Here is a 23,602-nt window from a genome sequence, read left to right as displayed (position 1 = left end):
TCCGTCTTTTCCGTCATGTGACGCTTACTCTGACTCGGATGCGATGGCGTTCACCGCAGCCGCCGTCATGGCGCTGCCGCCCCGCCGGCCGCGAACGATCAGATATTCCAGGCCGGACTCGGCGAGCGCCTCCTTGGACTCCGCCGCGCCGATGAAACCGACCGGGATCCCGAGCACGGCGGCCGGCCGGGGCGCGCCCGCCTCGACCATCTCCAGCAGCCGGAACAGCGCGGTCGGCGCGTTGCCGATCGCCACCACCGCCCCGCCGAGCCGGTCGCCCCAGAGATCCAGGGCGGCCGCGCTGCGGGTGTTGCCGATCCGGGCGGCGATCTCCGGAACGGCCGGGTCGCGCAGCGTGCAGACCACGTCGTTGGCGGTGGGCAGCCGGTTACGCGTCACCCCGGACGCGACCATGTGGGCGTCGCAGAGGATCGGGGCGCCGTCGAGCAGCGCTTTCCGCGCGGCGGTCACCACACCGGGACTGAACCGGACGTCCTCCACGAGATCGACCATCCCGCAGGCGTGGATCATCCGAACCACCACGCGAGCCACATCCGCCGGCAGCCCGCCGAGATCCGCCTCCGCCCGGATCGTGGCGAACGACCGCCGATAGATCTCAGCGCCGTCGCGCACGTACTCCATCACACTCTCCTAGCCTCAGCCACCAGGTCTCCCAGCTGGGAGACGGGTGCGACTTGCACGTCATGGGTCGTCGCGCCCGAGCGGGAGACCTGGTATCCGGCGGGGGTGGCCAGCGCCTGCACATGGGAGCCCGCAGGGCTGCCGCAGGCTCGGTCGCAGCCGGCCCAGTGGACCGGGAGGCCGTCGACGAATCGGGATGTCGCGGTGGCATCGGCGCGGACGTCGGCCAGGGATTTCGCGCAGCCCGGGCGGCCCGCGCACGCGGTCACGCCCACCCACGGCGAGTCGGCCGCGGTGGCCAGGCCCGCGCCGGCCAGGCGCTCGGTCCAGCTCGCTGCCGCGCCTCGCTCCAGATCGGTGACGAGGATGCCGCGCCCCGGCGTCACGACCAGCCGGGCGGCCTTTTCCAAAACCTTCATGGGTACGCCACCAAGCCGCCCCAACGGCACCAGAGCACCCACCGAGACGAGCGGGCTGCCGGGCTGATCCAGAACGCCGAGCAGGTCACCGGGCTCAAGGGCGTCGACCGGCGCCGCCGCCGCGACCTCAATGGCAGCCAGGCCGAGCGCCGCGGCGACTCGTGCGGAAACCCGGGCCGGGCCGTCCGAGAGCTCCGGTAAACGCCAGGCGGCCGCACCGCTGCCGCGCTGGGCCTCGCGCTCGGCGAGGAAGGCGTGCGCCGCGGCGATCAGTGTCTCGGCCACGTGGTCGGCCGGCACCCGCAGCCCGGTGTCATGGCCGCCGAACCGGATCGCGAACAGCTCCCCGGACGGGACTGCTGCGACGTCGGCTGCCAGAGGGACGTGACCGATCGCGAACAGGAATTTGCCGGGCAGCCGGGGCAGCACCGGATCGCTCAGGATCGCTGCGTCGAGCCGCTGCGTCACAGCACGGATTCTGGTGTCGGCGAGGGGAGGCGCGGCTATATTCCGTACCGAATCGTGGGTCTGCGAAGGCAGCAGGCCGGCGGCGCGCAAGCGGGCCGCCAAGGTCTCCGCGTCCTCGCCTTTCACGCCTCTGACCTGAAGGTTTGCTCTGGAGGTCAGCTCCAGGGAGCCGTCACCGAACCGCTCGGTCAGCTCGCGCAGGGCACCCAGCTGGACACCGGTCAGCTCGCCCGCGGGCAGCCGGACACGCGCCAGAAGCCCGTCGGCGGCGGCGTGAAGCCGCAGCGCGCCGGGGCAGGCGTCGGTATCGGACTGCCGGAGGGGTGCCACGGCCCGGATACTACGGGCGGCCACCGACAGGTTCGCAGCCTCGGGTCGGCAGAGTCACAGCCCGGCCTCGCCTTGACGTCCAGTAACGTGGCGCGCAAAGGTGAGAATTCACCAGCGGCGACGCCGCGGAGGAAGCCGGTGTGAGTCCGGCGCGGTCCCGCCACTGTCACCGGGTTTGTCCACCCGGGAGCCAGAAACTCCGGTCGCCGTGATCTCGACTACCCGGGGCGCGGACCCCGAGGGGGAGCGCAACGCGTGTTTCTGCTGCTGTCGACGTCCGACACCGACCTGCTCAGCGCCCGGGCCAGTGGCTCCGCGTGGCGGCTGGGCAACCCGGCCCGGACCCAGGTCTCCGATCTGCCCGCGCTCCTCGACGGCGTCGACCTGGTGGTGGTCCGCATCCTCGGTGGCCGCCGCGCCTGGGAGGAGGGGCTGGACGCGCTGCTCGCCGGCAGTGTCCCGGTTGTGGTCCTCGGTGGCGAGCAGCTGCCGGACGCGGATCTGATGAAGCTCTCCACGGTGCCGGCCGGCGTGGCCGCAGACGCGCACATCTACCTGGCGCAGGGTGGTGGCGAAAACCTCGCTGCGCTGCACGACTTCCTCTCCGACACGGTGCTGCTGACCGGCAACGGGTTCGCACCGGCGGTCGAGGCGCCGTCCTGGGGTGTGCTTCCCCGTGCGGCTTTCGAAAGCGGGACCACCGTCGCGGTGCTCTACTACCGCGCTCACCACATGGCCGGTAACACCGCGTTCGTCGAGTCGCTCTGCCAGGCGATCGAGGCGAAAGGCGCCCGCGCGCTGCCGATCTTCACGGCCTCGCTGCGCACCGCCGAGCCGGAGCTGCTGACCGAGCTGCGCAAGGCGGACGCCCTGGTGGTGACGGTGCTGGCGGCCGGCGGCACGAAGCCGGCCACCGCCGGCGCGGGCGGCGACGACGAGGCGTGGGACGTCGGTGTGCTCGCCGACCTGGACGTGCCGATCCTTCAGGGACTCTGCCTGACCAGCTCGCGGGCGACCTGGGAGGCGAGCGACGACGGGCTGTCGCCGCTTGACGCGGCCACCCAGGTCGCGATCCCGGAGTTCGACGGGCGGATCATCACGGTGCCGTTCTCGTTCAAGGAGATCGATCCGGAGGGCCTGTCGGTCTATGTGGCCGACCCGGAGCGGGCGTTGCGGGTGGCCGGGATCGCGGTGGCGCACGCGCGGCTGCGACACATTCCGCCTGCTTCGCGGCGCATCGTTCTGATGCTGTCGGCCTATCCGACCAAGCACTCCCGGATCGGGAACGCGGTCGGTCTGGACACTCCGGCCTCGACGGTCGCGCTGCTGGCGGCTCTGTCCGCCGAGGGTTACCGCATCGGGGACTTCGGCTCATATGACGGCGACGGGCTGATCCACGCCCTGATCGCGGCCGGTGGGCAGGATCCGGACTGGCTGACCGAGGAGCAGCTGGCCGGCAACCCGGTCCGTATTTCCGGAACTTCGTATAAATCGTGGTTCGACACGATGCCTGCTGACTTCCGGGCACGCGTCGAGGAGCACTGGGGCCCGGCGCCGGGTGAGCTCTACACCGACGGCGGCGACATCGTGCTGGCGGCGCTGCGTGACGAGAACATCGTGGTCATGGTGCAGCCGCCACGTGGTTTCGGCGCCAACCCGGTGGCGATCTACCACGATCCGGACCTGCCTCCGTCGCATCACTACCTGGCCGCGTACCGCTGGGTCGCTGACGACTTCGGCGCGCACGCCGTGGTGCACGTCGGCAAGCACGGCAACCTGGAGTGGCTGCCCGGCAAGAACGTCGGCATGTCCGCTTCGGACGGCACCGACGCGGCGCTCGGCGACCTGCCGCTGATCTACCCGTTCCTGGTGAACGACCCGGGCGAGGGCACCCAGGCCAAGCGCCGCGCCCACGCCACCCTGGTCGACCATCTGATCCCGCCGATGGCCCGCGCCGAGTCGTACGGTGACATCGCCCGTCTGGAGCAGCTGCTCGACGAGCATGCCAACATCGCGGCGCTCGACCCGGCGAAGCTGCCGGCGATCCGGGCGCAGATCTGGACGCTGATCCAGGCCGCCAAGATGGACCACGACCTCGGGCTGTCCAACCGCCCGGACGACGAAGAGTTCGACGACTTCATCATGCACATCGACGGATGGCTGTGTGAGGTCAAGGACGTGCAGATCCGTGACGGGCTGCACATCCTGGGCGCCGCGCCGGTCGGCGAGGCCCGGATCAACCTGGTGCTGGCGATGCTGCGGGCCCGGCAGATGTGGGCCGGCAAGGTCGCGGCGCTGCCCGGTCTGCGCGAGGCGCTGGGTCTGGCCGAGGACGCGTCGACGGCTGAGACGGATGCCGTCGAGGAGCAAGCGCGTGCCCTGATCACGGCGATGGAGGAGCGCGGCTGGCCTGTCGATGGCATTTCGGATTTGTCGGAAAATGCGGATGTAATCCGTGTGCTGGAATTTGCCGCTTCCGGAATCGTGCCCCGGCTCGCCCGGACCACCGACGAGATCACCCACGTCCTGCACGCCCTGAGCGGCGGTTACGTGCCCGCCGGGCCGAGCGGATCACCCCTGCGCGGCCTGATCAACGTGCTGCCGACCGGCCGTAACTTCTACTCGGTCGACCCGAAGGCCATCCCCAGCTCGCTGGCCTGGGAGACCGGCCAGGCGATGGCCGACTCGCTGCTGGACCGCTACCGCGCCGACCACGACGGCGAGTGGCCGAAATCGATCGGCATCTCGGCCTGGGGCACCAGCGCGATGCGCACCGCCGGTGACGACATCGCCGAGATCCTGGCGCTGATCGGCGTCCGGCCGGTCTGGGACCCGGCGTCCCGGCGGGTCACCGGACTGGAAACAATTTCCAGCGAGGAGCTGGGCCGGCCCCGGATCGACGTGACGGTCCGCATCTCCGGGTTCTTCCGCGACGCGTTCCCGCACGTCGTGGCGATGCTCGACGACGCGTTCGCGCTGGTCGCCGCCCTCGACGAGCCGCTGAACCACGTCCGCGAGCACGCGCTGCGCGACCAGGCCGAGCATGGCGACTGGCGGCGGGCCACCATGCGGATCTTCGGATCCCGGCCGGGCGCATACGGCGCGGGCATCCTGCCGCTGATGGACAGCCGGAACTGGCGGGACGACGCCGACCTGGCCGAGGTCTACGCCGTGTGGGGCGGGTTCGCCTACGGCCGTGACCTGGACGGGGTGCCGGCCCGGCCGGACATGGAGAACGCGTACCGGCGGATCGACGTCGCCGCGAAGAACATCGACACCCGCGAGCACGACATCATCGACTCGGACGACTACTTCCAGTACCACGGCGGCATGATCGCCACGGTGCGGGCGCTGACCGGTAAGGCTCCGGCCGCGTACATCGGTGACAACACGAACCCGGACCAGGCACGGACCCGCAGCCTGACCGAGGAGACCGCGCGGATCTTCCGCGCCCGGGTGGTGAACCCGCGCTGGATCGCCGCCATGCGGCGGCACGGCTACAAGGGAGCCTTCGAGCTGGCCGCGACGGTCGACTACCTCTTCGGGTACGACGCCACGGCCGGCGTGGTGACCGATTGGATGTACGAGCAGCTCGCGGCGAGTTACGTGCTCGACCCGGAGAACCAGAAGTTCATGCGCGAGTCGAACCCGTGGGCACTGCACGGCATCAGCGAGCGGCTGCTCGAAGCGGCCGATCGCAAGCTGTGGGAGTCCCCGGAGCCCTCGACCTTGGCGGCGCTGCAGGAGATGTACCTGGAGACCGAGGGCGAACTCGAGGACGGCCCGGCCTAGTCCTGGGTGTTGCGCCTCAGGAGGTACGTGTCCATGATCCAGCCGTGGCGCTCGCGCGCCGCGGCCCGGGTCTTCAGGATCTCGTCGCCGACGTCGGCGACCGTGCCGGACGCGAGCACCTCGTCCTCGGTGCTCACGTAAGCGCCCCAGTAGATCTCGGCGTCCGGGTGCGCGGTGAACGCCTGCTGCGCGTCGAGCATCACGACCACGTCGTCGACACCCTCCGGCCAGCCCTCGGCGAGCCGGCGGCCGGTGGTGACCTGATAGGGCTGGCCAACCCGGTTCAGCCCGATCCGGTGCTTCGCGGCGAGCGCCGAGACGCTGCTGATGCCGGGGACCACTTCGTACTCGAAGGTCTGCTCGCCGCGCGCCAGGATCTCGTCGAGGATCGCGATCGTCGAGTCGTAGAGCGACGGATCGCCCCAGACCAGGAACGCGCCGATCTCGTCCTCCTTGAGGTTCGCCGCGATCAGCTCCTCGAAGACCAGAGAGCGCCGATGCCGCCAGTCGGTGACCGTGCCGGTGTAGTCGGCCGGGGTGCGGTCGCGGTCCGGGTCACGGCCCTCGATGATCCGCTTGTGCGGGTGCGAGTAGGCGCGGATGATGCGTTCCCGCAGGTCGATCAGGCTCTGCTTGGTCTCACCCTTGTCGATCAGGAAGAACACGTTGGTCCGGCCGATCGACTTGGCGGCCTGAAGGGTCAGATGGTCCGGGTCGCCGGCGCCGATCCCGATCACGTAGATCTTCCGCATGAGGAGAAAGTCTGCCTCAGCCGCTGTCTCCATCGCTCAGCAGGGGAACCGAGGGGGAGAGGTCGCGCCCGATCATCGCGGCCCGCCGCAGCGAGTCGGCGCCGAAGCGCTCCTTGATCTTGTCCATCGCGGCGTCCAAGCCGTCCCTGTCAGGTGTTGTGTCAAATGGCAGCTCCATCTGCACGTTTCCCTCGCCGTCGAGGTTGCTGACCGCCACACCGACCAGCGTCAGCCCGCGCTCGGCGATGAGAGGCCGCGCTTCGCGCAGCAGACCCTCAGCGGTACGCAGAATGGCCTCGGTCCCCATCGTCGCCTTGAGCAGGCTCCGGGACCGGGTGGCCCGGGTGTAGTCGCCGAACCGCAGCCTGATCGTCACGGTGCGCCCGGCCCGGTGCGCCCGCCGCATCCGCCGGGTGACCCGGTCGACGAGGGCCGCGAGGGTGGCCTCGACCTCGTCTTCGCTGTGCGAGTGGCGGCCCAGCGCGCACTGCGCCCCGATCGACCCGCGCCGGTGGCCGGTGTTGACCCGCCGCGGGTCCCGGTTGTGGGCGAGCGCGTGCAGGTGCCGCCCGGCGTGCCCGCCGAGCATCGACACGAGCGCCGCCTCGCCGATGCGGGCCACGTGCCCGACCGTGTGGATCTGCCGCTCGCGCAGCTTGGTGGCGGTGACCGGGCCGACACCCCAGAGTTTCTCCACCGGCAGCGGGTGCAGGAACGCGAGCTCCTCGCCGGGTGGCACGACCAGCAGGCCGTCCGGCTTGCCGGCGCCGGACGCCACTTTGGCCAGGAATTTCGTGCCGGCAACGCCGACCGTGATGGGCAGACCGGCCCGCTCACGCACCTCGGCACGCAGCCGATGGGCGATCTCCACCGGCGTGCCCCGGATCTTGCGAAGCCCGTCCACGTCGAGGAACGCCTCGTCGATCGAGAGCGGCTCGACGATCGGCGTGGTGTCGTCGAAGATCTCGAAGACCAGGCGGCTGGCCCTCGTGTAGGCGCTCATCCGCGGCGGGACCACGATCGCGTGCGGGCAGAGCGCCCGGGCCCGGCTCAGCGACATCGGCGTGGTGACCCCGAACGCTTTCGCCTCATAGCTCGCCGCGAGCACCACACCCCCGCCGACCAGCACCGGACGGCCTCGCAGCGCGGGCTCGTCGCGTTGCTCGACCGACGCGTAGAAGGAGTCGAGATCAGCGTGCAGGATCACATTCGCAGCATAGTACGTATGTTCTAATCGTGGCGACCGACACGATGACTGGTAGTGGCCCGGTGGCCTGAGTAATTTGAGGGAATCCCGAGGCGAGATTCTCGGTTCCTAGAGTTGAGTCACCCAAGCTCAAGCCTTGAAGGGCCACCAGTCATGTTGCTCAGCAGTCCGACCGTGCGCGACCTCTCGCGCCTCACCGCCCGGGTCTTCGCGGCCCGTGAGTCCGGTGCCAGGCTCGACGCGTACCGCCGGGACCACGACTTCTTCATCGACATCGACCTGCCCGGGACCGACCCCGTCGCGATCGACATCACGGTCGACAGCGAGGCGCTGACCGTTCGCGCCGAGCGTGTTCGTGCCGAGCGCAGGAGCGACGGCACGCCTCAGGCGGGAGTCTTCTCCCGCGAGGTCGAGCTCGCAGCGTTGCTGGATGTCGACCGGCTGGAGGCGCGGTGTGACAACGGTGTGCTCACCCTGCTGATCCCGGTCGTGGCGCAGCGGGAGCTGGCCGGCGTCTGACGCGTGTGAAAGGCCGCTTGCCCCTCGGGAAGGCGGCCTTTCGCTTGCTTCACCTGTGCCTCACCTGTGCCTCACCTGCCGAACTGGATCCAGTTCACGTTGAGGAACTCGCTGTCGTCCGCGGCCGCGAACGTCACGAACACCGTGTGCACCCCGGTGATCGGCTGCAGTGCCGCGGTGTCGGTACGCCAGACCTGCCAGCCCCCGGTGTTGCTCACCGACACCTCGCCGACCGGGGCGCTGTCCTTGCTGTCCAGACGGATCTCCAGACGGCCGGTGACCCCGGCGCCGGACGCCACGCGTACCTTCGCCTTCGTTGCCGCCACCTCGCCGAACTCGAAGTTGTCGAACCGCAGGTGATCGTTCCGGTTGATCCAGCCGATGTTCTGGCCGCCGCCCTCGTCCTCGGTGTCCTGCGCCTCGACGCCGGCCAGCTCGGTCGCCGACTCGGCCTGCAGTACGGCGTACTCGATGGGTGTCGGTTTCGCCGTGGTCGGCTCCGGCTGCTCCGGTGCCGGCTCGGCCGCACTTGTCGCCGGCGCGGCGACCGGCACCGATGGCAGGGCCTCGGCCGGGGTGTCCTGCCAGCGGCCGAGGCCGTACCCGATCAGCACCAGGGCGATCCCGCCGAGCGATGTCAGAACCCGGCGACGGGCCGTCCAGGAGCGCGTGCGGTAGACGTTCGGAGATCCATGGTCCACCGGCAGAATCTAACCGCTGCGCCCGGCACCGCGCTCAGACGGGGGCGCCTTCCATGAACAACCGGCCGGCTTCGGAAGCCGGGACCGGGCGGGAGAAGTAGTAGCCCTGAGCGAACCCGCAGCCCATCTCGCGCAGCGCCGCCAGCTGGCCGAACTCCTCGATGCCCTCGGCCACGGTCGCCATGCCCAGGCTCTTGCCGAGCCGGACGATCGTGTCGGTCAGCGCCGTGTCGTCGTCGAGAATACCGAGGCGTTCGACGAACGAGCGGTCGATCTTCAGCGTGTCCACCGGGAAGCGGCGCAGGTAGGCCAGGGACGAATATCCCGTACCGAAGTCGTCGATCGCGAGAGTGAGTCCCAGGGCCTTGAGCCGGACCAGCTGCTCCAGGTTGGCCTCGGTGTCGGTCATCAGCACGCTCTCGGTCATCTCCAGGCAGAGGCAGTCGGCGGGCATGCCGGTCTCGGCGAGCACGGCGGCCACGGTCTCGGCGAGATCGGCCTGGTCGAACTGGCGTACCGACACGTTGACGCTCATCTTCAGCGGGCGGCCGGCGGCGTTGCTCCACTCCATGGCCTGGCGGCACGCCTCGTGCAGGACCCAGCGGCCGAGCGGCACGATCAGGCCGGTGGCCTCGGCGATCGGGATGAAGTCCAGCGGGTTGATCATGCCGCGGGTCGGGTGCGGCCAGCGGGCGAGCGCTTCGAAGCCGACCACCTCGTGGGTGACCAGGTCGACGGTGGGCTGGTAGTGCAGGCGCAGCTCGCCGCGTTCCAGGGCGCCGCGCAGGTCCGACTCGAGTTCGAGGCGTTCCATCAGGCCCTCGCGCATCCGGGGGTGGTACCCGGCGAAGATGTTGCCACCGACCGACTTGGCGTGGTGCATGGCGAGGTCGGCGTTGCGCATCAGCTGGTCGGCGCGCTCGCTGTTCGACCCGTCGTCGAGGTCGGCAATGCCGGCCAGGCCGATGCTGCCCCGGACGTGGATCTGCCGTTCCCCGACGAGCACCGGCGCCTCCAGGTCGTCGAGGATGCGCCGGGCGACGCCTTCGGCGGAGGCCGCGTCGCCGGTGAGCAGCACCCCGAACTCGTCGGCGCCGAACCGGGCGACCAGGTCGGAGTCGCGTACACATGCCTGGATCCGATCGGCGACCTGCACCAGGAGCTGGTCCCCGGCGAGGTGGCCGAGGCTGTCGTTGACCCGCTTGAACCCGTCGAGATCGAGGTGCAGCACGGTGACGTCGGTGCCCGCCGCAGCCCGGTCGCGGAACAGGGCGCGGTTCGCCAGCTGGGTGAGCGAGTCGTGGTACGCCTCGTGCACCAGCTGCTCCTGCAGCTCCATCCGCTCGCTGATGTCGCGGGTGTTCAGCACGAGACCACCCACGTGCGGGTCGTCGAGCAGGTTCGTGATGGTCATCTCGGCCTGCCGGGGGCGACCGTCGCGGTGCGGCACGGTCAACTCGAGGACGGTCGTGGCGTGCGGGCGGCCGGCGACCTGCCGCAGCGCCTGGGCGAGCCGCATCGCCGACTCGGGGTCGAGCAGCTGGGTGAGACGGCGGCCGGTGAGCAGCCGCGGCGTGTGCCCGAAGATCCGCTGCACCGACTCGCTCTGGTAGATCACGTCGGCGTCCGTGCTGACCACGGTCACCACGTCCGAGCTCTGCTGGACGAGCGCGTGGAACTGCTGCTCACGGGCGTACAGCTCGGCGGTCCGGTCGGCGACCCGCTTCTCCAGGTCGCGGGTCAGGCTGCGGTTCTCCAGCTGGGTGAGCAGCTGCCGGCCCACGATCAACAAGATCAGGAACGAGCGTGTGTACGCGACGAAAGGGTGACTGTGGCCCGTCGACACATGGAACAGCACGCTGGAGGCGAGCGCGGCCAGCACCGCGAGGTACGGCATCAGCACAGCACCCGTACGGACGCCACGCGGCAGGTCGATCGGGGCGACGGCGCCGACCCGGGGACGCAGCGCGCCCACCACGATCAGCCCGTAACCGGCCAGCCAGCCGAGGTCGAGCAGCCGTCCGATGCCGTCGTCGTGCACCAGGCCGAGGTACGCGTACCCGATGTCGGAGATCGCGAAAGCGAGCATGCCGGCGCCGAAGAGGGCGAGGTCAGCGCCGCAGCCGTGCCGCCGGCGCTGCTGCGGAAGCATGTATGCGGCCATCGTGGCGATCACGATGTCGCCGATCGGGAAGACAAGCGTCATGTAGAAGGGCAGCCCGACACCGGCGTCGGCGATCAGCCCGGCGGCGAAGACCCAGGCGACCAGGACCAGCGATGTCGCGATCATGAGGCCGTCGAGAACGCTGCGGATCCGGTTCGCCAGCGGCTGCGCGCCGCTCGGCATGATCAGCAACCCGGCCGGGACCAGCACGATCATGCCGATCAGGGTGAGGCTGGGGGTGACCACACCGGGCTCGATGTTCCCACCGGTGCTGATCAGGAACTGGAGTTGCCCGGCGCCCCAGAAGGACAAGCCGGCCGCGAGCGCCGTCCAGCCCACCCGGGTACGCCCGGTGAACCGCCGTGATCGCCACAGGCAGGCGGCGGCAGCGGCGGCCGCCGCGATCGGCAGTGCGACGAACGAGACGGCCGGGCCGCCGATGCCGAGCATCACCGCGGTCACGGCGAGGAGGGCGATGATCAGCGCGCAGGCGAGCGCCCACCGGCGCCCTGGGTTCATGCTGCGTGTCATCGAAGCCTCCGTTTCCGTGGTAACGGAGAAATCGGGCACGCGGGGGCCGGGCTGAGAGAAATCTCAGATCAAGCCGTCCTCGTACGCGACGATCACCAGCTGGACCCGGTCCCGGACGCCCAGTTTGGCGATGGCCCGGGTCACATGGGTCTTCGCGGTCAGCGGGCTGATCACCAGTTTCGCGGCGATCTCGTCGTTGGACAGCCCGGTGGCGACGAGCCGGACGACCTCGCGTTCCCGGTCGGTGAGCACGGCCAGCCGATCGCCGCCGGGCGACGCGGCGGCCGGGACCGGGCGGTGCGCGAACTGGCCGACCACCCGGCGGGTGACGCTTGGCGAGAGCAGCGCCTCGCCGGCCGCGACGACGCGGACCGCGTTACGCAGGCCGTCCGGGTCGATCTCCTTGGTCAGGAAGCCGCTGGCACCGGCGGCGAGGGCGGAGAAGACGTACTCATCGGTCTCGAATGTCGTCAGAATAATGATCTTGGTTTCTTGGGAGCGGAGAATCTGCTGGGTGGCCGTGATCCCGTCCATGCCGGGCATCCGGATGTCCATCAGGATCACGTCCGGTGTCAGCGCACGCGCCGCACGAACCGCCTCGTCACCGGTCGAGGCCTCGCCAACGACGTCGATGTCCCTCCCGCGGCGCAGCAGGCTGCGGAAACCGGCGCGGACCAGGTGCTGGTCGTCGGCGAGGAGAACGGTGATCGGCATGAACTCACTCCAGGATCGGGATGCTGGCGCGGACGGTGAATCCGGCGTTGCCGGGACCGGCGGTCAGCGCTCCTCCGAGCGCCGCGACCCGTTCCCGCATGCCCGCGATGCCGTGACCGTCGACAACCTCCGCCGCCGCCTTGCCGTCATCCTGCACGTCCACCACCACCCGGGTCGGTGAGTAACGCAGGGTCACCGCGGCACGGGTCGCCCCAGCATGCCGGACGGTATTGGTGAGCGACTCCTGCACCACGCGATAAACGGCGGTCGCTACCGGTGCCGGCACCTCGACCGCGTCGCCGAACTCGTTCAGGGACACCGTCATGCCGGCCGCTCGCACCTGCTCGACCAGCTGCTCCAGGCTCTCCAACGCCGGAACCTCACCCTCGCGCAGCACGCCAACCAGCGCTTTCAGGTCAACCATCGCCCGGTTGCGCACCTCCTGCGCGAGCTTCAGCGACGCCCGCGCCTCCTCCGGATCGGCCTCGAAGGAATCCATCGCCACGTTTAGATGCACACCCACCACAGCCAGCGTGTGCGAGACCACGTCGTGCAGGTCGCGCGCGATCTCCACGCGTTCCTCAGCCCGCCTGCGGCGAGCCTCGATCTCGCGCTGCCGCTCATCCTGCGTGATCCGGTGCGCCACCTCGATGCGCCAGCGCGATTGATTACGGTACGCGGTAGCGCCCGCGAGTGACGTGGCCAGCACCAGGGTCTCGGCGCCGAGATGGGCGAACATCCAGTTCATCGAATGCGAGCCGACCGTGACGTCCCAGTTGGCCCAGTAGACGACGGAGAACGCGCCGATCGCGACGGCGGACCTCATCCGGCCACTCAGCGCGACCGCCACGAACGCCGCGGTCGCCGGCCAGATCGCGGAGTACTCGATCAGACCGGCGCTGCGAAACGCGAAGACGCTGAGCAGACAGAAGATCAGGACGGACCGGGGCCATCGGTGGGCGAGCAGCATCGCCAGCGCCAGGGAGACCGCGAGCGGCCCGGTGAACACCGCGTCCACGTTGCCGCCGGTGACAGCGAGCCCGGCCGGGACACCCGCGAGGGTGAGAGCGGCGGCCGCATAGGTGAAGTTCTTGGTTGGCATATCCGGGACGTTAGGGTCGCCGGGCAGGTCAGCGCGTCGTCCCGCCGTCGTCACCCGCATCGACTCCTCCCGCGTACGAGATACACCATTCGATGTATGCGGTGTTGCTGGTTAAGGTAGCGGAGTGACCGCCGCGGAACTGCTAGCCGCTTCCGGCCGCTTCTCCATCGCGCCCGGCCTGTCCGATTCTGAGCGGGAAGGGATCGAGCGGGAGTTCGGCTTCACGTTCGCTCCGGAGCACCGCGAGTTCCTTGCCGCGGGCGTACCGACAGGTGTCGGCTGGCCGGACTGGCGCTCACCCGACCGCGCAGCCCTGCGCGAGGCACTGACCGCACCGATCGAGGGCGTCCTCTTCGACGTGGCCGAGAACGACTTCTGGTACGAAGGCTGGGGCCCCGCCTTCGGCGACCGCCTGGCCGCCGCCCGAGCCGGCCTGCTGATCGCCCCCCGGATGATCCCGCTCTACGCCCACCGCTACCTCCCGGCGGCGATCCCCGCCCACCCGGTCCTCTCGATCTACCAGACCGACGTGATCGTCTACGGCGCCGACCTCCCCGACTGGCTGAACCGCGAATTCGCCATAGGCGAGCCCGCCACCCACCAGACCCGCCCCACAGCCACCTTCTGGACCGCCCTAACCCGCTAACCCACACCCCGCCACCCACACCCCGCCACCCACACCCCGCCGCCGACACCCTGCCGCCCGCGGCCCTGCCGCCCGCGGCCCTGCCGCCCGCGGCCCTGCCGCCCGCGGCCCTGCCGCCCGCGGCCCTGCCGCCCGCGGCTCGCGCCTCGCGCCCGTTGCCCGCGCCCGCCGGCAGCAGCTGCGCCTGCCGCCGCCCCCATTCACAGATCTTGTGAGTTTGTGCCGCCCGGCTGGCCGCAAGTTCACAAGATCGGCCGCGCGGGGTGCGAACCGCGCGCGTTGCCCGGCGACTTGCCCGCATTGCCCGGTAACTTGCCCGCGTCGCCCGGCCTTTGCCGGTGCTCTCCGCAGATCTTGTGGGTTGCGCCGCCCGGCTGGCCGCAAGTTCACAAGATCGGCCGCGCGGGGTGTGAAGCGTCCGCGTCGCCCGGTGGCCCGCCCGTTCTGTCCGCAGATCTTGTGAGTTTGTGCCGCCCGGCTGGCCGCAAGTTCACAAGATCGCCGCGTGGGGTGTGAAGCGCCTGCGCCTCGGCCGGCCGGCTTGTGCTTGTGGTCGGGTGAAGGACGGAATCGCGACCACGAGCGCGAGCCGGCCGAACCGATTCGCCCGAATGCCGCAGCACGTCGGCAGGGGAACAGCGTGGCTGCCCGAACGACGCAGCGCTCCGGCGGGGGAACGACCGCGTCGGTGGGTGGGGTCAGCTTTCGGATTCGCGGCGGGCTTTGGCCCGGCGTTTGCCCTCGTGCATGGCTTGGACGCGGGCTACCGGGATGGTGTGGCCCTCGGCGATCAGGTTCTTGTCCAGCGGCTGCGGGGCGGGCAGGGCCTCGGCCCACGGGTCCCGGTCGCCCAGCAGGCCAGGGGCGGTGTGCAGGGTGAAGTCAGCCGGGGTCACCGTGTCGGCGTCGGCCCAAGCGACCGGGAAGGAGACCGGTACGCCGGGGCGGATGCGAGGGCTGTAGGCCGCCGCCACCGTTGCCCCGCCGGCCCGGGTGGCGTCGAGAAAGACCTTGCCGTGGCGGTCGTCGCGGATGAACGCGGTCGTCGCGAGCGCCGGGTCCAGGCGTTCGGCGCGGGCCGCGACGGCGCGCTGGGCGGCGGCCACGTCGTCCGGGGCGGCGTCCGCTTCGAGGGGGACGTAGACGTGCACGCCCTTCGAACCGGAGGTCTTCAGTGCGCCGGTCATGCCCAGGTCGGTGAGCACCTGCCGGACCAGCTTGGCGGCCTCGACGGCGAGCCGGAACCCGCCGCCCTCCGGCGGGTCCAGGTCCATGATCAGGTGGGTGGGGTGGTGTGAGCCGGCGAGCGTCAGGCCGGGGTGATATTCGATCGCGCGCTGGTTGCCGAACCAGATCAGCGTGCGTTGATCGTTGCCGAGCGCGTACGTGACCTCGCGGTGTGACGCGTCCGCCCAGATGCTGGTGCGCGGGACCCAGTCCGGGGTGTACTTCGGCAGGTTCTTCTGCACGAAGCGTTCCGGGTCGCCCTTGCCTTTCGACAGGACCCGGATCACCGTGAGCGGGCGGTCGCGCAGCACCGGGATCAGCCGGGCGGACATCGCGTCCAGATAGTCCACCAGGTCGCGCTTCGTGGCGCCGGCCTCGGGAAAGAGCTCCTGGTCCAGGTTGGTCAGCGGTACGCCGTGCCGTTCCTCAGGCATACCCGACAGCTTAGTTCTGATCCTGCTTGATGAACTGCTTCGCAGCCCCGGCCAGGGACTTGTGCAGCGCGGTGACGCTGTGGTGCGTCGTGGAGTACGCGCTCAGCGCGCTGTTCACCGCGTTCTGCCAGGCCTGTGAGCAGGCCGAGCCGTGCGCGCAGGACGGCACCGGAGTGGCCGTCCTCCAGTCCTCGACCGCGTCCAGCTGGTAATCCGAGAAGCCCTCGGTCGGCGTGTCAGTACGCGCCGGAATCGAGCCCTTGGCCGCGTTGAAGGCCTGCTGGCCCGCGGCTGACGCGACCGTGCCGAGCCAGCACCGGGTGCCCTCCGGGTTGGGTGCGCCGGTGGAGAGCACGAACGAGTCGGCCAGCCACTGGAAGACCTTCCCGTTGCCGGGGAAGGTGAAGTGGTCGTACGCCTTGAAGCCCTTGGCCTCGAGGTCGGCGGCCTCCCAGTCGCCCATCAGCTGGTAACCGGCCTTGCCGTCGATGAGCAGCCGTTCGGCGTCCGGCCAGTCCAGCGCGTCCCGGTCGGCGTTGCTGTAATCCACCAGCTTGTCGAAGTCGGTGATCGCGGCGGAGACCGCTGTGCTGTTCCAGCTGGTCTCGCCGGTGAAGAGGCCGGAGAACTTGTCCGCGCCCAGCTTGGTGATCAGCACGGCTTCGAGCAGCATCAGCTGGGTCCAGTCGCGGCCGAGAGCGAGCGGTGACTCGACACCCGACTTCCGGAGCTTTTCCAGGTCACGCAGGAAAGCGGGGAGTGTCGTCGGCGCGGTGTTGATGCCGGCGTCGGAGAGGACCTGCGGGTTGGTCCACACCACGTTGGCGCGGTGCACGTTCGCCGGTACCGAGTAGATCTCGCCGTTGACCGTGAGGTCCTCGACCAAGCCCTCGGGCAGAGCCTGGCGCAGTCCCCACGAGTCGTACTCGGTGGTCAGGTCCTGGACCTTGCCGGCGTCGATGAAGTCGGTCAGCTCGGCGCCGGCGTGCACCTGGAAGGTGTCCGGCGGGTCGTTCTGCGCGAGGCGGGCGGTGAGCACCTGCTTCGCGTTGATGCCGGCCCCGCCCGCTACCACGCCGTCGGAGAACTGCTGTCCGGGGCACTCCGCGGTGAACCTGCTGACCAGTGCGTCCAGTCCGGCTTTCTCGCCGCCCTCGGCCCACCAGGTGAAGACCTCCACCGTCGCCGCGCTGGAGTCCTCGTCGCCGGAGCCGCACGCGGCCGCCGTCGTCAGCAGGACGAGCCCGGCGAATGCCGCCAGAGCACGTCGCGTGTACCGCATGGCCAACCCCCTCGTGGACAACTGGGAGTACCGTGCCGCTCATTTCGCAAATGTGTCAACTCGTGATCTATCGCCGCACTAGCACGCAGAGTGACCATTTAGATCTTGACCTCGGACGATGCGTTCCTCACCTCTGGTTACCCTGCAGTAGAGATCACAACCGATGGTGAACAAGGTTGAGCCTTCGCGCTAATTCCTTCGGGGTACGTCAAACGGGCCATAGCTCACGGTCTATCCACTTCGTCACAATCAAGTCATGACGGCTCCAGGCGACCTTGCGATCCTCTTCGTCCTGCTCGCCGTGTTCGTGGCCTGTTGCGGTTACGCGGCCGGTCGGCTCCACCAGCGGCGCCAGCAGGGAGCGGACCGCGCGGAGGCCTACCGCGATGGGTACGCGACGGGCACCAGCAGCGTGTTCAGCATGGCGGCACGAGCAGCGGGCCGGCGGCGCGAGCGGGCTTCGGCACGAGCGGCGGTGCCGGTTCCGGAGAAAAAAGCCCCGGACCCCGTACCCAAGAAGAAGCCGGAGGCGGAAAGCTTCCCCGCGCCGAAGCCGCAGCTTCCGCCTGGGTTGCCGGAGCCGGCGGCTCCCGGTGGGGTGACCTATTCGACGCTGCCCGACCCGCAGTGGTCCGCTCCGGCGGAGCCGGTTCCGCCGCAGCGAGTCGCGCGGGAGGGCAAACACACCGTCCCCGAGGAGCTGGTCCGGGCCGCGACCTATCGGCTGCCGCCGGACCGGGTGGCGCGCGCCAAGGTGGCCCAGCCGAACGACGGCCCGCAGGTTCCCAAACCGCGCGGAGCGTGAATCTAAAGTCGAGCGGCCTCGACCGCCTCGCGCAGGCCACGGGTCGCGAGCTGGTCGGCGCGCTCGTTCTCCGGATGCCCGGCGTGGCCCTTCACCCAGTGCCAGCGCACCTCGTGGCGGCGGACGGCCTCATCCAGGCGCTGCCAGAGGTCGACGTTCTTGACCGGCTGGCGGGAGGCGGTCTGCCAGCCGTTCGCCCGCCAGCGCGACACCCACTTCGTGATGCCGTCGCGCACGTAGACGCTGTCGGTGTAGATGTCGACGGACATCGGCGCCCGGTTGAGCGTCTCCAGCGCCCGGATCGGCGCCATCAGCTCCATCCGGTTGTTGGTGGTCGTGGTTGCCTCACCGCCGCACAGGTCTTTCTCGGCGCGTCCGTAACGGAGCACGGCGCCCCAGCCGCCCGGACCGGGGTTCGGCGCGCAGGCGCCGTCGGTGTAGATCTCCACGACCGTGCTCATGGTCAGTGAGAATAAGGGTGAGGCACGACATCCCGCGGGACTGCCGTGGTTCGTGCCTGTCGCCCTGAGCCGTATGGTTGCCGTGGGCGGCGATTCTCAAGGGAGCTCAATGGTGGGTGGCGACGTGGCCGCGGCGGTTGACATAAGCGACGTCGTGGTGAGTTACGGCGAGAAGACAGCCGTCGACGGAGTGTCACTCAGCATGCCCCGGGGACGGGTGCTGGCGCTGCTCGGCCACAACGGCGCGGGCAAGACCAGTCTGCTCCAGGTCTGCGAGGGTTTCCGGCGGCCGGACGCGGGCTCGGCCCGGGTGCTCGGCCTGGACCCGGTCGGTGACCATGACGAGCTGATGCCCAGGCTCGGCATCATGCTGCAGTCCGGTGGCGTCTACCCGTGGGCCGCGGCCGGCGAGATCCTCCGGCTGTTCGCGTCGTTCGCGGCGAACCCGCTGGACACCGGCATGCTGATGGACCGGCTCGGCCTGCGGAAGGTGGAGCGGACCCGGTTCCGCCGGCTCTCCGGCGGCGAGCAGCAGCGGCTCAGCCTCGCGGTGGCCCTGGTCGGCCGCCCCGAGCTGGTCTTCCTGGACGAGCCGACCGCCGGCATGGACACCGAGGCGCGGCACACCACCTGGCAGCTGATCGAGGAGCTGCGGGCCGACGGCGTGTCGGTCCTGCTCACCACGCACCTGCTGGACGAGGCGGAACGCCTCGCCGACGACGTCGTGATCATGAAATCCGGCAAGATCGCGGCGACCGGCACCCCGGCGTCCCTCACCGCCGCCGCCGGGATCGACCTGCTTGAGGTACGCGCCGACCCGGGTCTTGACCTGACCACGCTGCCTCAGATGATCACCGAGACGTCACCGGGGGAGTACTCGATCACCGGGTCGCTCGACACCCGGGCCCTCGCCGACGTGCTCGGGTGGTTCGCCGCCTCGGGCGCGCACGTGACCGCGGTGAGCAGCCGCCGGCGCACGCTCGAAGACGTCTACCTCTCGTTGACCACCGACCTGGTTGGAGCCTCGCAGTGAGCGCCGGAACGTTCTCGCCCGCTCCCGGCCGGGCACCGATGCGGACGATCATCGGCAAGCAGATCCGGATGGAGCTGCTGCTGACCGCCCGTCGCGGCGAGGCCGTCGTGCTGGCCATGGGCGTGCCGTTGCTGGTCCTGCTCGGCGCCGGCCTCTTCGAGGTGACGAACCTGCCGACCGACGACCGGCTCGGCTTCGTCGTTCCCGGGGTCCTCGCGCTGACCGTGATGTCGACGGCCTTCACCGGCCAGGCGATCACCACGGGTTACGAGCGCAGTTACGGGGTGCTCAAGCGGCTCGGCGCGTCCCCGCTGACCCGGCCCGGCTTGCTGCTCGCCAAGACCGCCGCGGTGCTCGTCCAGATCGTCCTCCAGGTGCTGGTGCTCGGCGCGGTCGGCTTCGCGGTCGGCTGGCGGCCGCACGGCGACCAGCTGCTGCCCGCGATCGCGGTGACCGTCCTGGCCGCCGCCGGTTACAGCGGCCTGGCCCTGCTACTGGCCAGCGTGCTCAAGCCGGAGACGACCACCGGCGCCGCGACACTGATCTACGTGGTGATGCTCTCGGTCGGCGGCATCATGTTCGCCGCACCGGACCTCGGGACGGCCGGCTGGTTCCTGCTCCCTCTCGCCGCGCACGCGGAGGCTTTGCGAAACACCCTTTTGTACGACACGTCGGTGCCGTTCGCGATCTGGCTGAGTCTCGGGACGTGGGCCGTGGTCTTCCTGACCGCCGCCGCCCGCAATTTCCGCTGGGAGTAAGGGCGTCTGTCCATCGATCGGTTGACAACCGATGACGGTCGAGCGGTCGTCGTAATCTCATGCCCCGGACGGCACGATCAATGGCATGGAAGCCATTGAGGTAAGCGGACTTCGCAAGACATACAAGAACCGGGAAGCGGCCGCCGGCATCGACCTGGTGGTCGCCCGCGGCGAGATCTTCGCGCTGCTCGGCCCGAACGGCGCCGGCAAGACCACCACCGTGGAGATCCTCGAAGGACACCGGCAGCGGTCCTCCGGAGATGTGCGGGTGCTCGGTGAGGACCCGGGCAAGGCCGGCTCCGCCTGGCGTACCCGGATCGGCATCGTGCTGCAGGACGCCGACGACGCGGCCGACCTGACCGTCCGCGAGATGGTCCGGCACGTCGGTGGCTTCTATCCCGAGGCGCGCTCCGCCGACGAGGTGATCGACCTGGTCGGGCTCACCGCCAAGAGCAAGAGCAAGATCCGTACGCTCTCCGGGGGCCAGCGCCGCCGCGTCGACGTGGCGCTCGGCATCGTCGGCCGCCCCGAGCTGCTCTTCCTCGACGAGCCGACCACCGGTTTCGACCCGGAGGCGCGCCGCCAGTTCTGGGAGCTGATCCGCCGGCTTGCCGGTGACGGCACCACGATCGTGCTCACCACTCATTACCTGGACGAGGCCGAGGCGCTCGCCGACCGTCTCGCCGTGATGGCCGACGGCCGGATCGTGGCCGAGGGCACGCCGGCCACGCTTGGCGGCCGGTCCGTGGCTGCCGCGCAGGTCCGCTGGCGTGCCGACGGGGTGGCGCACGAGGAACAACACGACGATCCGACAGGTCTGATCCGGCGTCTGCTGGAGACCGGCGTGGATCTCACCACGCTCACGATCACCCGTCCGACGCTGGAAGACACGTACCTGAGCCTGATCGGAGAAGCACGATGACGACCCTCTCGGGAAGTCTCAGTCGCAGCCACGTCGAACTTCTCCAGTTTTTTCGGGATAAAACGGCGCTGGTCTTCACCTTCGCCTTCCCGGCGATGCTGCTGCTCCTGTTTGGCACGATCTTCGGGGATGAGTACAACGACGCCGGGGTGAGCGCGAGCCGCGTCTTCACGGCCAGCATGATCGCGTACGGGATTCTGAACACCGCGTTCGTCACGATGGGCTCCGGGCTGGCGATGGACCGGGAGGACGGGACACTCAAGCGCCTCCGGGGCACGCCGATGCCGGTTACCGCGTACCTGGTGGGCAAGGCTCTTCTGGTGTTGGCCTTGAGCCTCGCCGAGACGGCACTGTTGCTCCTGGTCGGCGTCCTGGTGTTCGACATGCCGCTGCCTGATGCGAGCCACTGGCTCACCTTCACCTGGATCTTCCTGCTGTCGGTGATCGCGTGTTCGTTGCTCGGCGTCGCGGTGAGCGCGCTGGTCCGCAACGCCCGCAACGCCGGCGCCATTCTCAACGTGCCGGTGGTGGCGCTGCAGTTCATCTCCGGCGTCTTCATCCAGCCGATGAGCCAGCTGCCGGACTGGCTGGTCAATGTGGCCTCGATCTTCCCGGTCCGGTGGATGGCGCAGGGTTTCCGGTACGTCTTCCTGCCCGAGTCGGCAAGCAGCCAGGAACTCGCCGGGTCCTGGGAGCTCGGCAAAGTGGCGTTGGTGCTCGGCGCGTGGTGTGTGGTCGGATTGGTGCTGTGCCTGATGACCTTCCGGTGGAGCGACAGCGACCGATGAGTCTGAGGTTGTGGGACGTCTACTTCCTGGTGGTCGCGGTCGCTGTGGCGGCCGCGATCGTCATGGTGGACGGCTTCTCGTTCGAGCGAAGGGCCGGCGCGATCGCCGCGATCGCCACGATGGCGGCGCTGCACCTCCTGGTGGGCCGCCCGCTGGTCCGGCGGGACGCGGTGAACACCACGGCACTGCTCGTCTGCCTGGCCCACCTGCTGCTGTTCGGGATTGCGATCGCTTGCGTACCGCTGGCGACCTGGCTGATGTTCGCGGTCCTGCCGATCTTCTTCATGATGGTCACGCTGCGCCGGGCGATCGTCCTGGTGGTCGCCGCGAACGTGATCCCGGTCCTGCTGGAGCTGCGCGCCGACCCCGGCGGCATCGGCATCGACCTGGTCATCGCGGCCATCTCCACCGCCGCCGGGGTCTGCATCGGCGTCTGGATCACCCAGATGATCGAGCAGAGCAACGAGCGTGCCGACCTGATCGCCGAGCTGGAGGCGAGTCGCGCCGAGCAGGAACGGCTCTCACACACCGCCGGGGTCGCGGCCGAGCGCAACCGGCTGGCCGGCGAGATCCACGACACGCTCGCACAGGGCTTCACCAGCATCATCACCCTGGTCCAGGCCGCTGATCCGGAGCTCAAGGACGAGCGCCTTGCGCTCGCCGTGCGTACCGCACGGGAAAACCTGGCCGAGTCGCGCGCACTCATCGCGGCTCTCTCCCCCGCCGCGCTTGCTTCCGCTTCACTGCCTGAGGCGGTACGCCGGCAGGCCGCCCGTTTCTCCGAAGAATCCTCCGTGTCGTCGACGGTACGAGTGACCGGCGAACCCAGGCACCTGCCGACCCCGGTCGAGGTGGTCCTGCTGCGTGCCGTCCAGGAGGCGCTGACGAACGTGCGGCGCCATGCCGGTGCCGGTGAGGTGGCGGTGCTGCTGGCCTATGCGCCGTCGAGCGTGCGGCTGGTGGTCCAGGACGACGGATGCGGGTTCTCCGTTCCGGAGTCCAGTGGTTTCGGTCTTTCCGGCATGAAGAAGCGCGCCGCCCAGGTCGGCGGAACCGTTGCCATTCGTTCCTCCGGGGGTACAACGATCGAAGTGGAGATTCCCTCGTGATCCGGATCCTGCTGGTCGACGACCACCCGGTGGTCCGGATGGGTCTGCGTGGCATGCTCGACGCCGAGGCCGACCTCACCGTGATCGGCGAGGCGTCCTCCGGCTCGGCCGGCGTGGCTCTGGCACTGGCCGAGCGGCCGGACATCGTGCTGATGGATCTGCGAATGCCGGACGGCGACGGCGTCGAGGCCACCGGCCGGATCCTGGCCGCCGCCCCGGACGTGCGGGTGATGGTGCTGACAACGTACGAGTCGGACCGGGACATCCTGCGCGCGATCGAGGCCGGGGCCTCCGGTTACCTGCTCAAGGACGCGACACCGGCCGACTTGGCGGACGCGGTCCGGGCGGCGGCGCGCGGCGAGACCGTTCTCGCGCCGAGCGTGGCGTCGACGCTGGTGCGGCAGGTGCGTACCCCGGCGCCGCCGGCGCTCTCGGCGCGCGAGACCGAGGTGCTCCGGCAGGTGGCAGCAGGTCTGACCAATGCCGAGATCGGCAAGCGCCTGTTCATCTCCGAGACGACAGTGAAGACGCACCTGCTGCGAGCCTTCAACAAGCTGGACGTGGCCGACCGCACGGCGGCTGTCACCACGGCCATGCGGCATGGGTTGCTCTGATCGACCTCTGGGTTAGTTGAGGGCGATTCGACTTAAAAACCCGTTCTGCCGGTAAGGGGACGATACGCCGGTTAGATTACGGATGGCGCGACCTCATGCCGGAACATCCTCCGGCGTTTGCGCTGCTCACTACCGGTTTCCCCGGTGCCTGAGCGGCCTTCTCTGATCGGCCCTCAGGCGCG

The 23,602-nt window shown here is 69.7% G+C and carries 21 protein-coding genes and 1 riboswitch; of the genes, 10 read left to right on the top strand and 11 right to left on the bottom strand.

What is annotated here, in order from left to right:
- Positions 1 to 24: 24 nt before the first annotated feature.
- Together ACQP2E_RS31250 and ACQP2E_RS31245 are read right to left on the bottom strand one after the other, a co-directional pair.
- Positions 25 to 642 (bottom strand): precorrin-8X methylmutase, encoded by a 618-nt coding sequence (locus ACQP2E_RS31250; RefSeq protein ID WP_433826541.1) that lies wholly within the window; start codon positions 640 to 642, stop codon positions 25 to 27.
- Positions 642 to 1,859, bottom strand: coding sequence for a precorrin-3B synthase (locus ACQP2E_RS31245; protein WP_433826540.1), 1,218 nt, complete (start codon positions 1,857 to 1,859; stop codon positions 642 to 644). The genes ACQP2E_RS31250 and ACQP2E_RS31245 overlap by 1 nt, the downstream gene beginning before the upstream one ends.
- A 128-nt stretch (positions 1,860 to 1,987) precedes the next feature.
- Positions 1,988 to 2,059: riboswitch (cobalamin riboswitch) on the top strand.
- 55 nt (positions 2,060 to 2,114) lie between these two features.
- On the opposite strand from ACQP2E_RS31245, the gene cobN reads away from it, so the two are divergent.
- Positions 2,115 to 5,651 carry a cobaltochelatase subunit CobN gene (cobN, locus tag ACQP2E_RS31240; protein ID WP_433826539.1) on the top strand — a complete coding sequence of 1,179 codons (3,537 nt, stop codon included), beginning with the start codon at positions 2,115 to 2,117 and terminating at the stop codon, positions 5,649 to 5,651.
- Here cobN and cobF read toward each other — a convergent pair.
- Both cobF and dinB read right to left on the bottom strand, forming a co-directional pair.
- A complete protein-coding gene (gene cobF, locus ACQP2E_RS31235; protein WP_433826538.1) occupies positions 5,648 to 6,403 on the bottom strand; it encodes a precorrin-6A synthase (deacetylating) in 756 nt (251 codons plus the stop codon). The genes cobN and cobF overlap by 4 nt on opposite strands.
- A 16-nt stretch (positions 6,404 to 6,419) precedes the next feature.
- Positions 6,420 to 7,610, bottom strand: a complete 1,191-nt coding sequence (gene dinB, locus ACQP2E_RS31230; protein WP_433826537.1) for a DNA polymerase IV — start codon at positions 7,608 to 7,610, stop codon at positions 6,420 to 6,422.
- Positions 7,611 to 7,763: 153 nt separating this feature from the next.
- Here dinB and ACQP2E_RS31225 point away from each other — a divergent pair, with 153 nt between their 5' ends.
- Positions 7,764 to 8,129 carry an Hsp20/alpha crystallin family protein gene (locus ACQP2E_RS31225; RefSeq protein ID WP_433826536.1) on the top strand — a complete coding sequence of 122 codons (366 nt, stop codon included), beginning with the start codon at positions 7,764 to 7,766 and terminating at the stop codon, positions 8,127 to 8,129.
- 71 nt (positions 8,130 to 8,200) lie between these two features.
- Here ACQP2E_RS31225 and ACQP2E_RS31220 read toward each other — a convergent pair whose 3' ends face one another.
- The 4 genes from ACQP2E_RS31220 to ACQP2E_RS31205 all read right to left on the bottom strand — a co-directional run bounded on the left by ACQP2E_RS31220 (position 8,201) and on the right by ACQP2E_RS31205 (position 13,341).
- Positions 8,201 to 8,830 carry a carbohydrate-binding protein gene (locus tag ACQP2E_RS31220; protein ID WP_433826535.1) on the bottom strand — a complete coding sequence of 210 codons (630 nt, stop codon included), beginning with the start codon at positions 8,828 to 8,830 and terminating at the stop codon, positions 8,201 to 8,203.
- 34 nt (positions 8,831 to 8,864) lie between these two features.
- A complete protein-coding gene (locus ACQP2E_RS31215) occupies positions 8,865 to 11,525 on the bottom strand; it encodes a putative bifunctional diguanylate cyclase/phosphodiesterase (protein WP_433826534.1) in 2,661 nt (886 codons plus the stop codon).
- A gap of 63 nt (positions 11,526 to 11,588) precedes the next feature.
- Positions 11,589 to 12,239, bottom strand: coding sequence for a response regulator (locus ACQP2E_RS31210; protein WP_433826532.1), 651 nt, complete (start codon positions 12,237 to 12,239; stop codon positions 11,589 to 11,591).
- Between the two features lie 4 nt (positions 12,240 to 12,243).
- Positions 12,244 to 13,341 (bottom strand): sensor histidine kinase, encoded by a 1,098-nt coding sequence (locus tag ACQP2E_RS31205; RefSeq protein ID WP_433826531.1) that lies wholly within the window; start codon positions 13,339 to 13,341, stop codon positions 12,244 to 12,246.
- Between the two features lie 124 nt (positions 13,342 to 13,465).
- Here ACQP2E_RS31205 and ACQP2E_RS31200 point away from each other — a divergent pair, with 124 nt between their 5' ends.
- A complete protein-coding gene (locus ACQP2E_RS31200) occupies positions 13,466 to 13,987 on the top strand; it encodes a hypothetical protein (RefSeq protein ID WP_433826530.1) in 522 nt (173 codons plus the stop codon).
- A 698-nt stretch (positions 13,988 to 14,685) separates the two neighbouring features.
- Here the strand turns inward: ACQP2E_RS31200 and ACQP2E_RS31195 are convergent.
- Together ACQP2E_RS31195 and ACQP2E_RS31190 are read right to left on the bottom strand one after the other, a co-directional pair.
- Positions 14,686 to 15,648 (bottom strand): DNA polymerase domain-containing protein, encoded by a 963-nt coding sequence (locus ACQP2E_RS31195; RefSeq protein WP_433826529.1) that lies wholly within the window; start codon positions 15,646 to 15,648, stop codon positions 14,686 to 14,688.
- A gap of 10 nt (positions 15,649 to 15,658) precedes the next feature.
- On the bottom strand, positions 15,659 to 16,930 hold the full coding sequence (locus ACQP2E_RS31190) for an ABC transporter substrate-binding protein (RefSeq protein WP_433826527.1): 1,272 nt from the start codon (positions 16,928 to 16,930) through the stop codon (positions 15,659 to 15,661).
- A gap of 256 nt (positions 16,931 to 17,186) precedes the next feature.
- Here ACQP2E_RS31190 and ACQP2E_RS31185 point away from each other — a divergent pair, with 256 nt between their 5' ends.
- Complete coding sequence (locus ACQP2E_RS31185) at positions 17,187 to 17,735, top strand: hypothetical protein (protein ID WP_433826526.1); 549 nt, start codon at positions 17,187 to 17,189, stop codon at positions 17,733 to 17,735.
- 2 nt (positions 17,736 to 17,737) lie between these two features.
- On the opposite strand, the gene rnhA is transcribed toward ACQP2E_RS31185, so the two are convergent.
- Positions 17,738 to 18,196 (bottom strand): ribonuclease HI, encoded by a 459-nt coding sequence (gene rnhA, locus ACQP2E_RS31180; RefSeq protein WP_433826525.1) that lies wholly within the window; start codon positions 18,194 to 18,196, stop codon positions 17,738 to 17,740.
- 124 nt (positions 18,197 to 18,320) lie between these two features.
- On the opposite strand from rnhA, the gene ACQP2E_RS31175 reads away from it, so the two are divergent.
- The 6 genes from ACQP2E_RS31175 to ACQP2E_RS31150 all read left to right on the top strand — a co-directional run bounded on the left by ACQP2E_RS31175 (position 18,321) and on the right by ACQP2E_RS31150 (position 23,420).
- Entirely contained in the window at positions 18,321 to 19,229 is a 909-nt protein-coding gene (locus ACQP2E_RS31175) for an ABC transporter ATP-binding protein (protein ID WP_433826524.1), read from the top strand.
- Positions 19,226 to 19,987: an ABC transporter permease gene (locus ACQP2E_RS31170; protein WP_433826523.1), complete on the top strand. Its 762-nt coding sequence runs from the start codon at positions 19,226 to 19,228 to the stop codon at positions 19,985 to 19,987. Before ACQP2E_RS31175 ends, ACQP2E_RS31170 begins: the two co-directional genes overlap by 4 nt.
- Positions 19,988 to 20,072: 85 nt before the next feature.
- On the top strand, positions 20,073 to 20,909 hold the full coding sequence (locus ACQP2E_RS31165; RefSeq protein WP_433826522.1) for an ABC transporter ATP-binding protein: 837 nt from the start codon (positions 20,073 to 20,075) through the stop codon (positions 20,907 to 20,909).
- Entirely contained in the window at positions 20,906 to 21,697 is a 792-nt protein-coding gene (locus ACQP2E_RS31160; protein ID WP_433826521.1) for an ABC transporter permease, read from the top strand. The genes ACQP2E_RS31165 and ACQP2E_RS31160 overlap by 4 nt, the downstream gene beginning before the upstream one ends.
- A complete protein-coding gene (locus ACQP2E_RS31155) occupies positions 21,694 to 22,806 on the top strand; it encodes a sensor histidine kinase (protein WP_433826520.1) in 1,113 nt (370 codons plus the stop codon). The genes ACQP2E_RS31160 and ACQP2E_RS31155 overlap by 4 nt, the downstream gene beginning before the upstream one ends.
- Entirely contained in the window at positions 22,803 to 23,420 is a 618-nt protein-coding gene (locus tag ACQP2E_RS31150) for a response regulator (RefSeq protein WP_433826519.1), read from the top strand. The genes ACQP2E_RS31155 and ACQP2E_RS31150 overlap by 4 nt, the downstream gene beginning before the upstream one ends.
- Positions 23,421 to 23,602: the final 182 nt, after the last annotated feature.

The organism is Actinoplanes sp. CA-015351, from assembly GCF_050955685.1.
In the GTDB taxonomy this organism is placed as follows: domain Bacteria; phylum Actinomycetota; class Actinomycetes; order Mycobacteriales; family Micromonosporaceae; genus Actinoplanes.
This window is presented reverse-complemented; position numbering and strand designations above follow the sequence as displayed.

Bases quoted from the DNA above. Each gene is read 5' to 3' on its own strand.
- rnhA (WP_433826525.1), bottom strand. From the start codon at position 18,196: ATGAGCACGGTCGTGGAGATCTACACCGACGGCGCCTGCGCGCCGAAC.
- ACQP2E_RS31250 (WP_433826541.1), bottom strand. From the start codon at position 642: ATGGAGTACGTGCGCGACGGCGCTGAGATCTATCGGCGGTCGTTCGCC.
- ACQP2E_RS31205 (WP_433826531.1), bottom strand. From the start codon at position 13,341: ATGCCAACCAAGAACTTCACCTATGCGGCCGCCGCTCTCACCCTCGCG.
- ACQP2E_RS31210 (WP_433826532.1), bottom strand. From the start codon at position 12,239: ATGCCGATCACCGTTCTCCTCGCCGACGACCAGCACCTGGTCCGCGCC.
- ACQP2E_RS31195 (WP_433826529.1), bottom strand. From the start codon at position 15,648: ATGCCTGAGGAACGGCACGGCGTACCGCTGACCAACCTGGACCAGGAG.
- ACQP2E_RS31165 (WP_433826522.1), top strand. From the start codon at position 20,073: ATGGAAGCCATTGAGGTAAGCGGACTTCGCAAGACATACAAGAACCGG.
- ACQP2E_RS31155 (WP_433826520.1), top strand. From the start codon at position 21,694: ATGAGTCTGAGGTTGTGGGACGTCTACTTCCTGGTGGTCGCGGTCGCT.
- ACQP2E_RS31215 (WP_433826534.1), bottom strand. From the start codon at position 11,525: ATGACACGCAGCATGAACCCAGGGCGCCGGTGGGCGCTCGCCTGCGCG.
- ACQP2E_RS31185 (WP_433826526.1), top strand. From the start codon at position 17,187: ATGACGGCTCCAGGCGACCTTGCGATCCTCTTCGTCCTGCTCGCCGTG.
- cobF (WP_433826538.1), bottom strand. From the start codon at position 6,403: ATGCGGAAGATCTACGTGATCGGGATCGGCGCCGGCGACCCGGACCAT.
- ACQP2E_RS31225 (WP_433826536.1), top strand. From the start codon at position 7,764: ATGTTGCTCAGCAGTCCGACCGTGCGCGACCTCTCGCGCCTCACCGCC.
- ACQP2E_RS31160 (WP_433826521.1), top strand. From the start codon at position 20,906: ATGACGACCCTCTCGGGAAGTCTCAGTCGCAGCCACGTCGAACTTCTC.
- ACQP2E_RS31190 (WP_433826527.1), bottom strand. From the start codon at position 16,930: ATGCGGTACACGCGACGTGCTCTGGCGGCATTCGCCGGGCTCGTCCTG.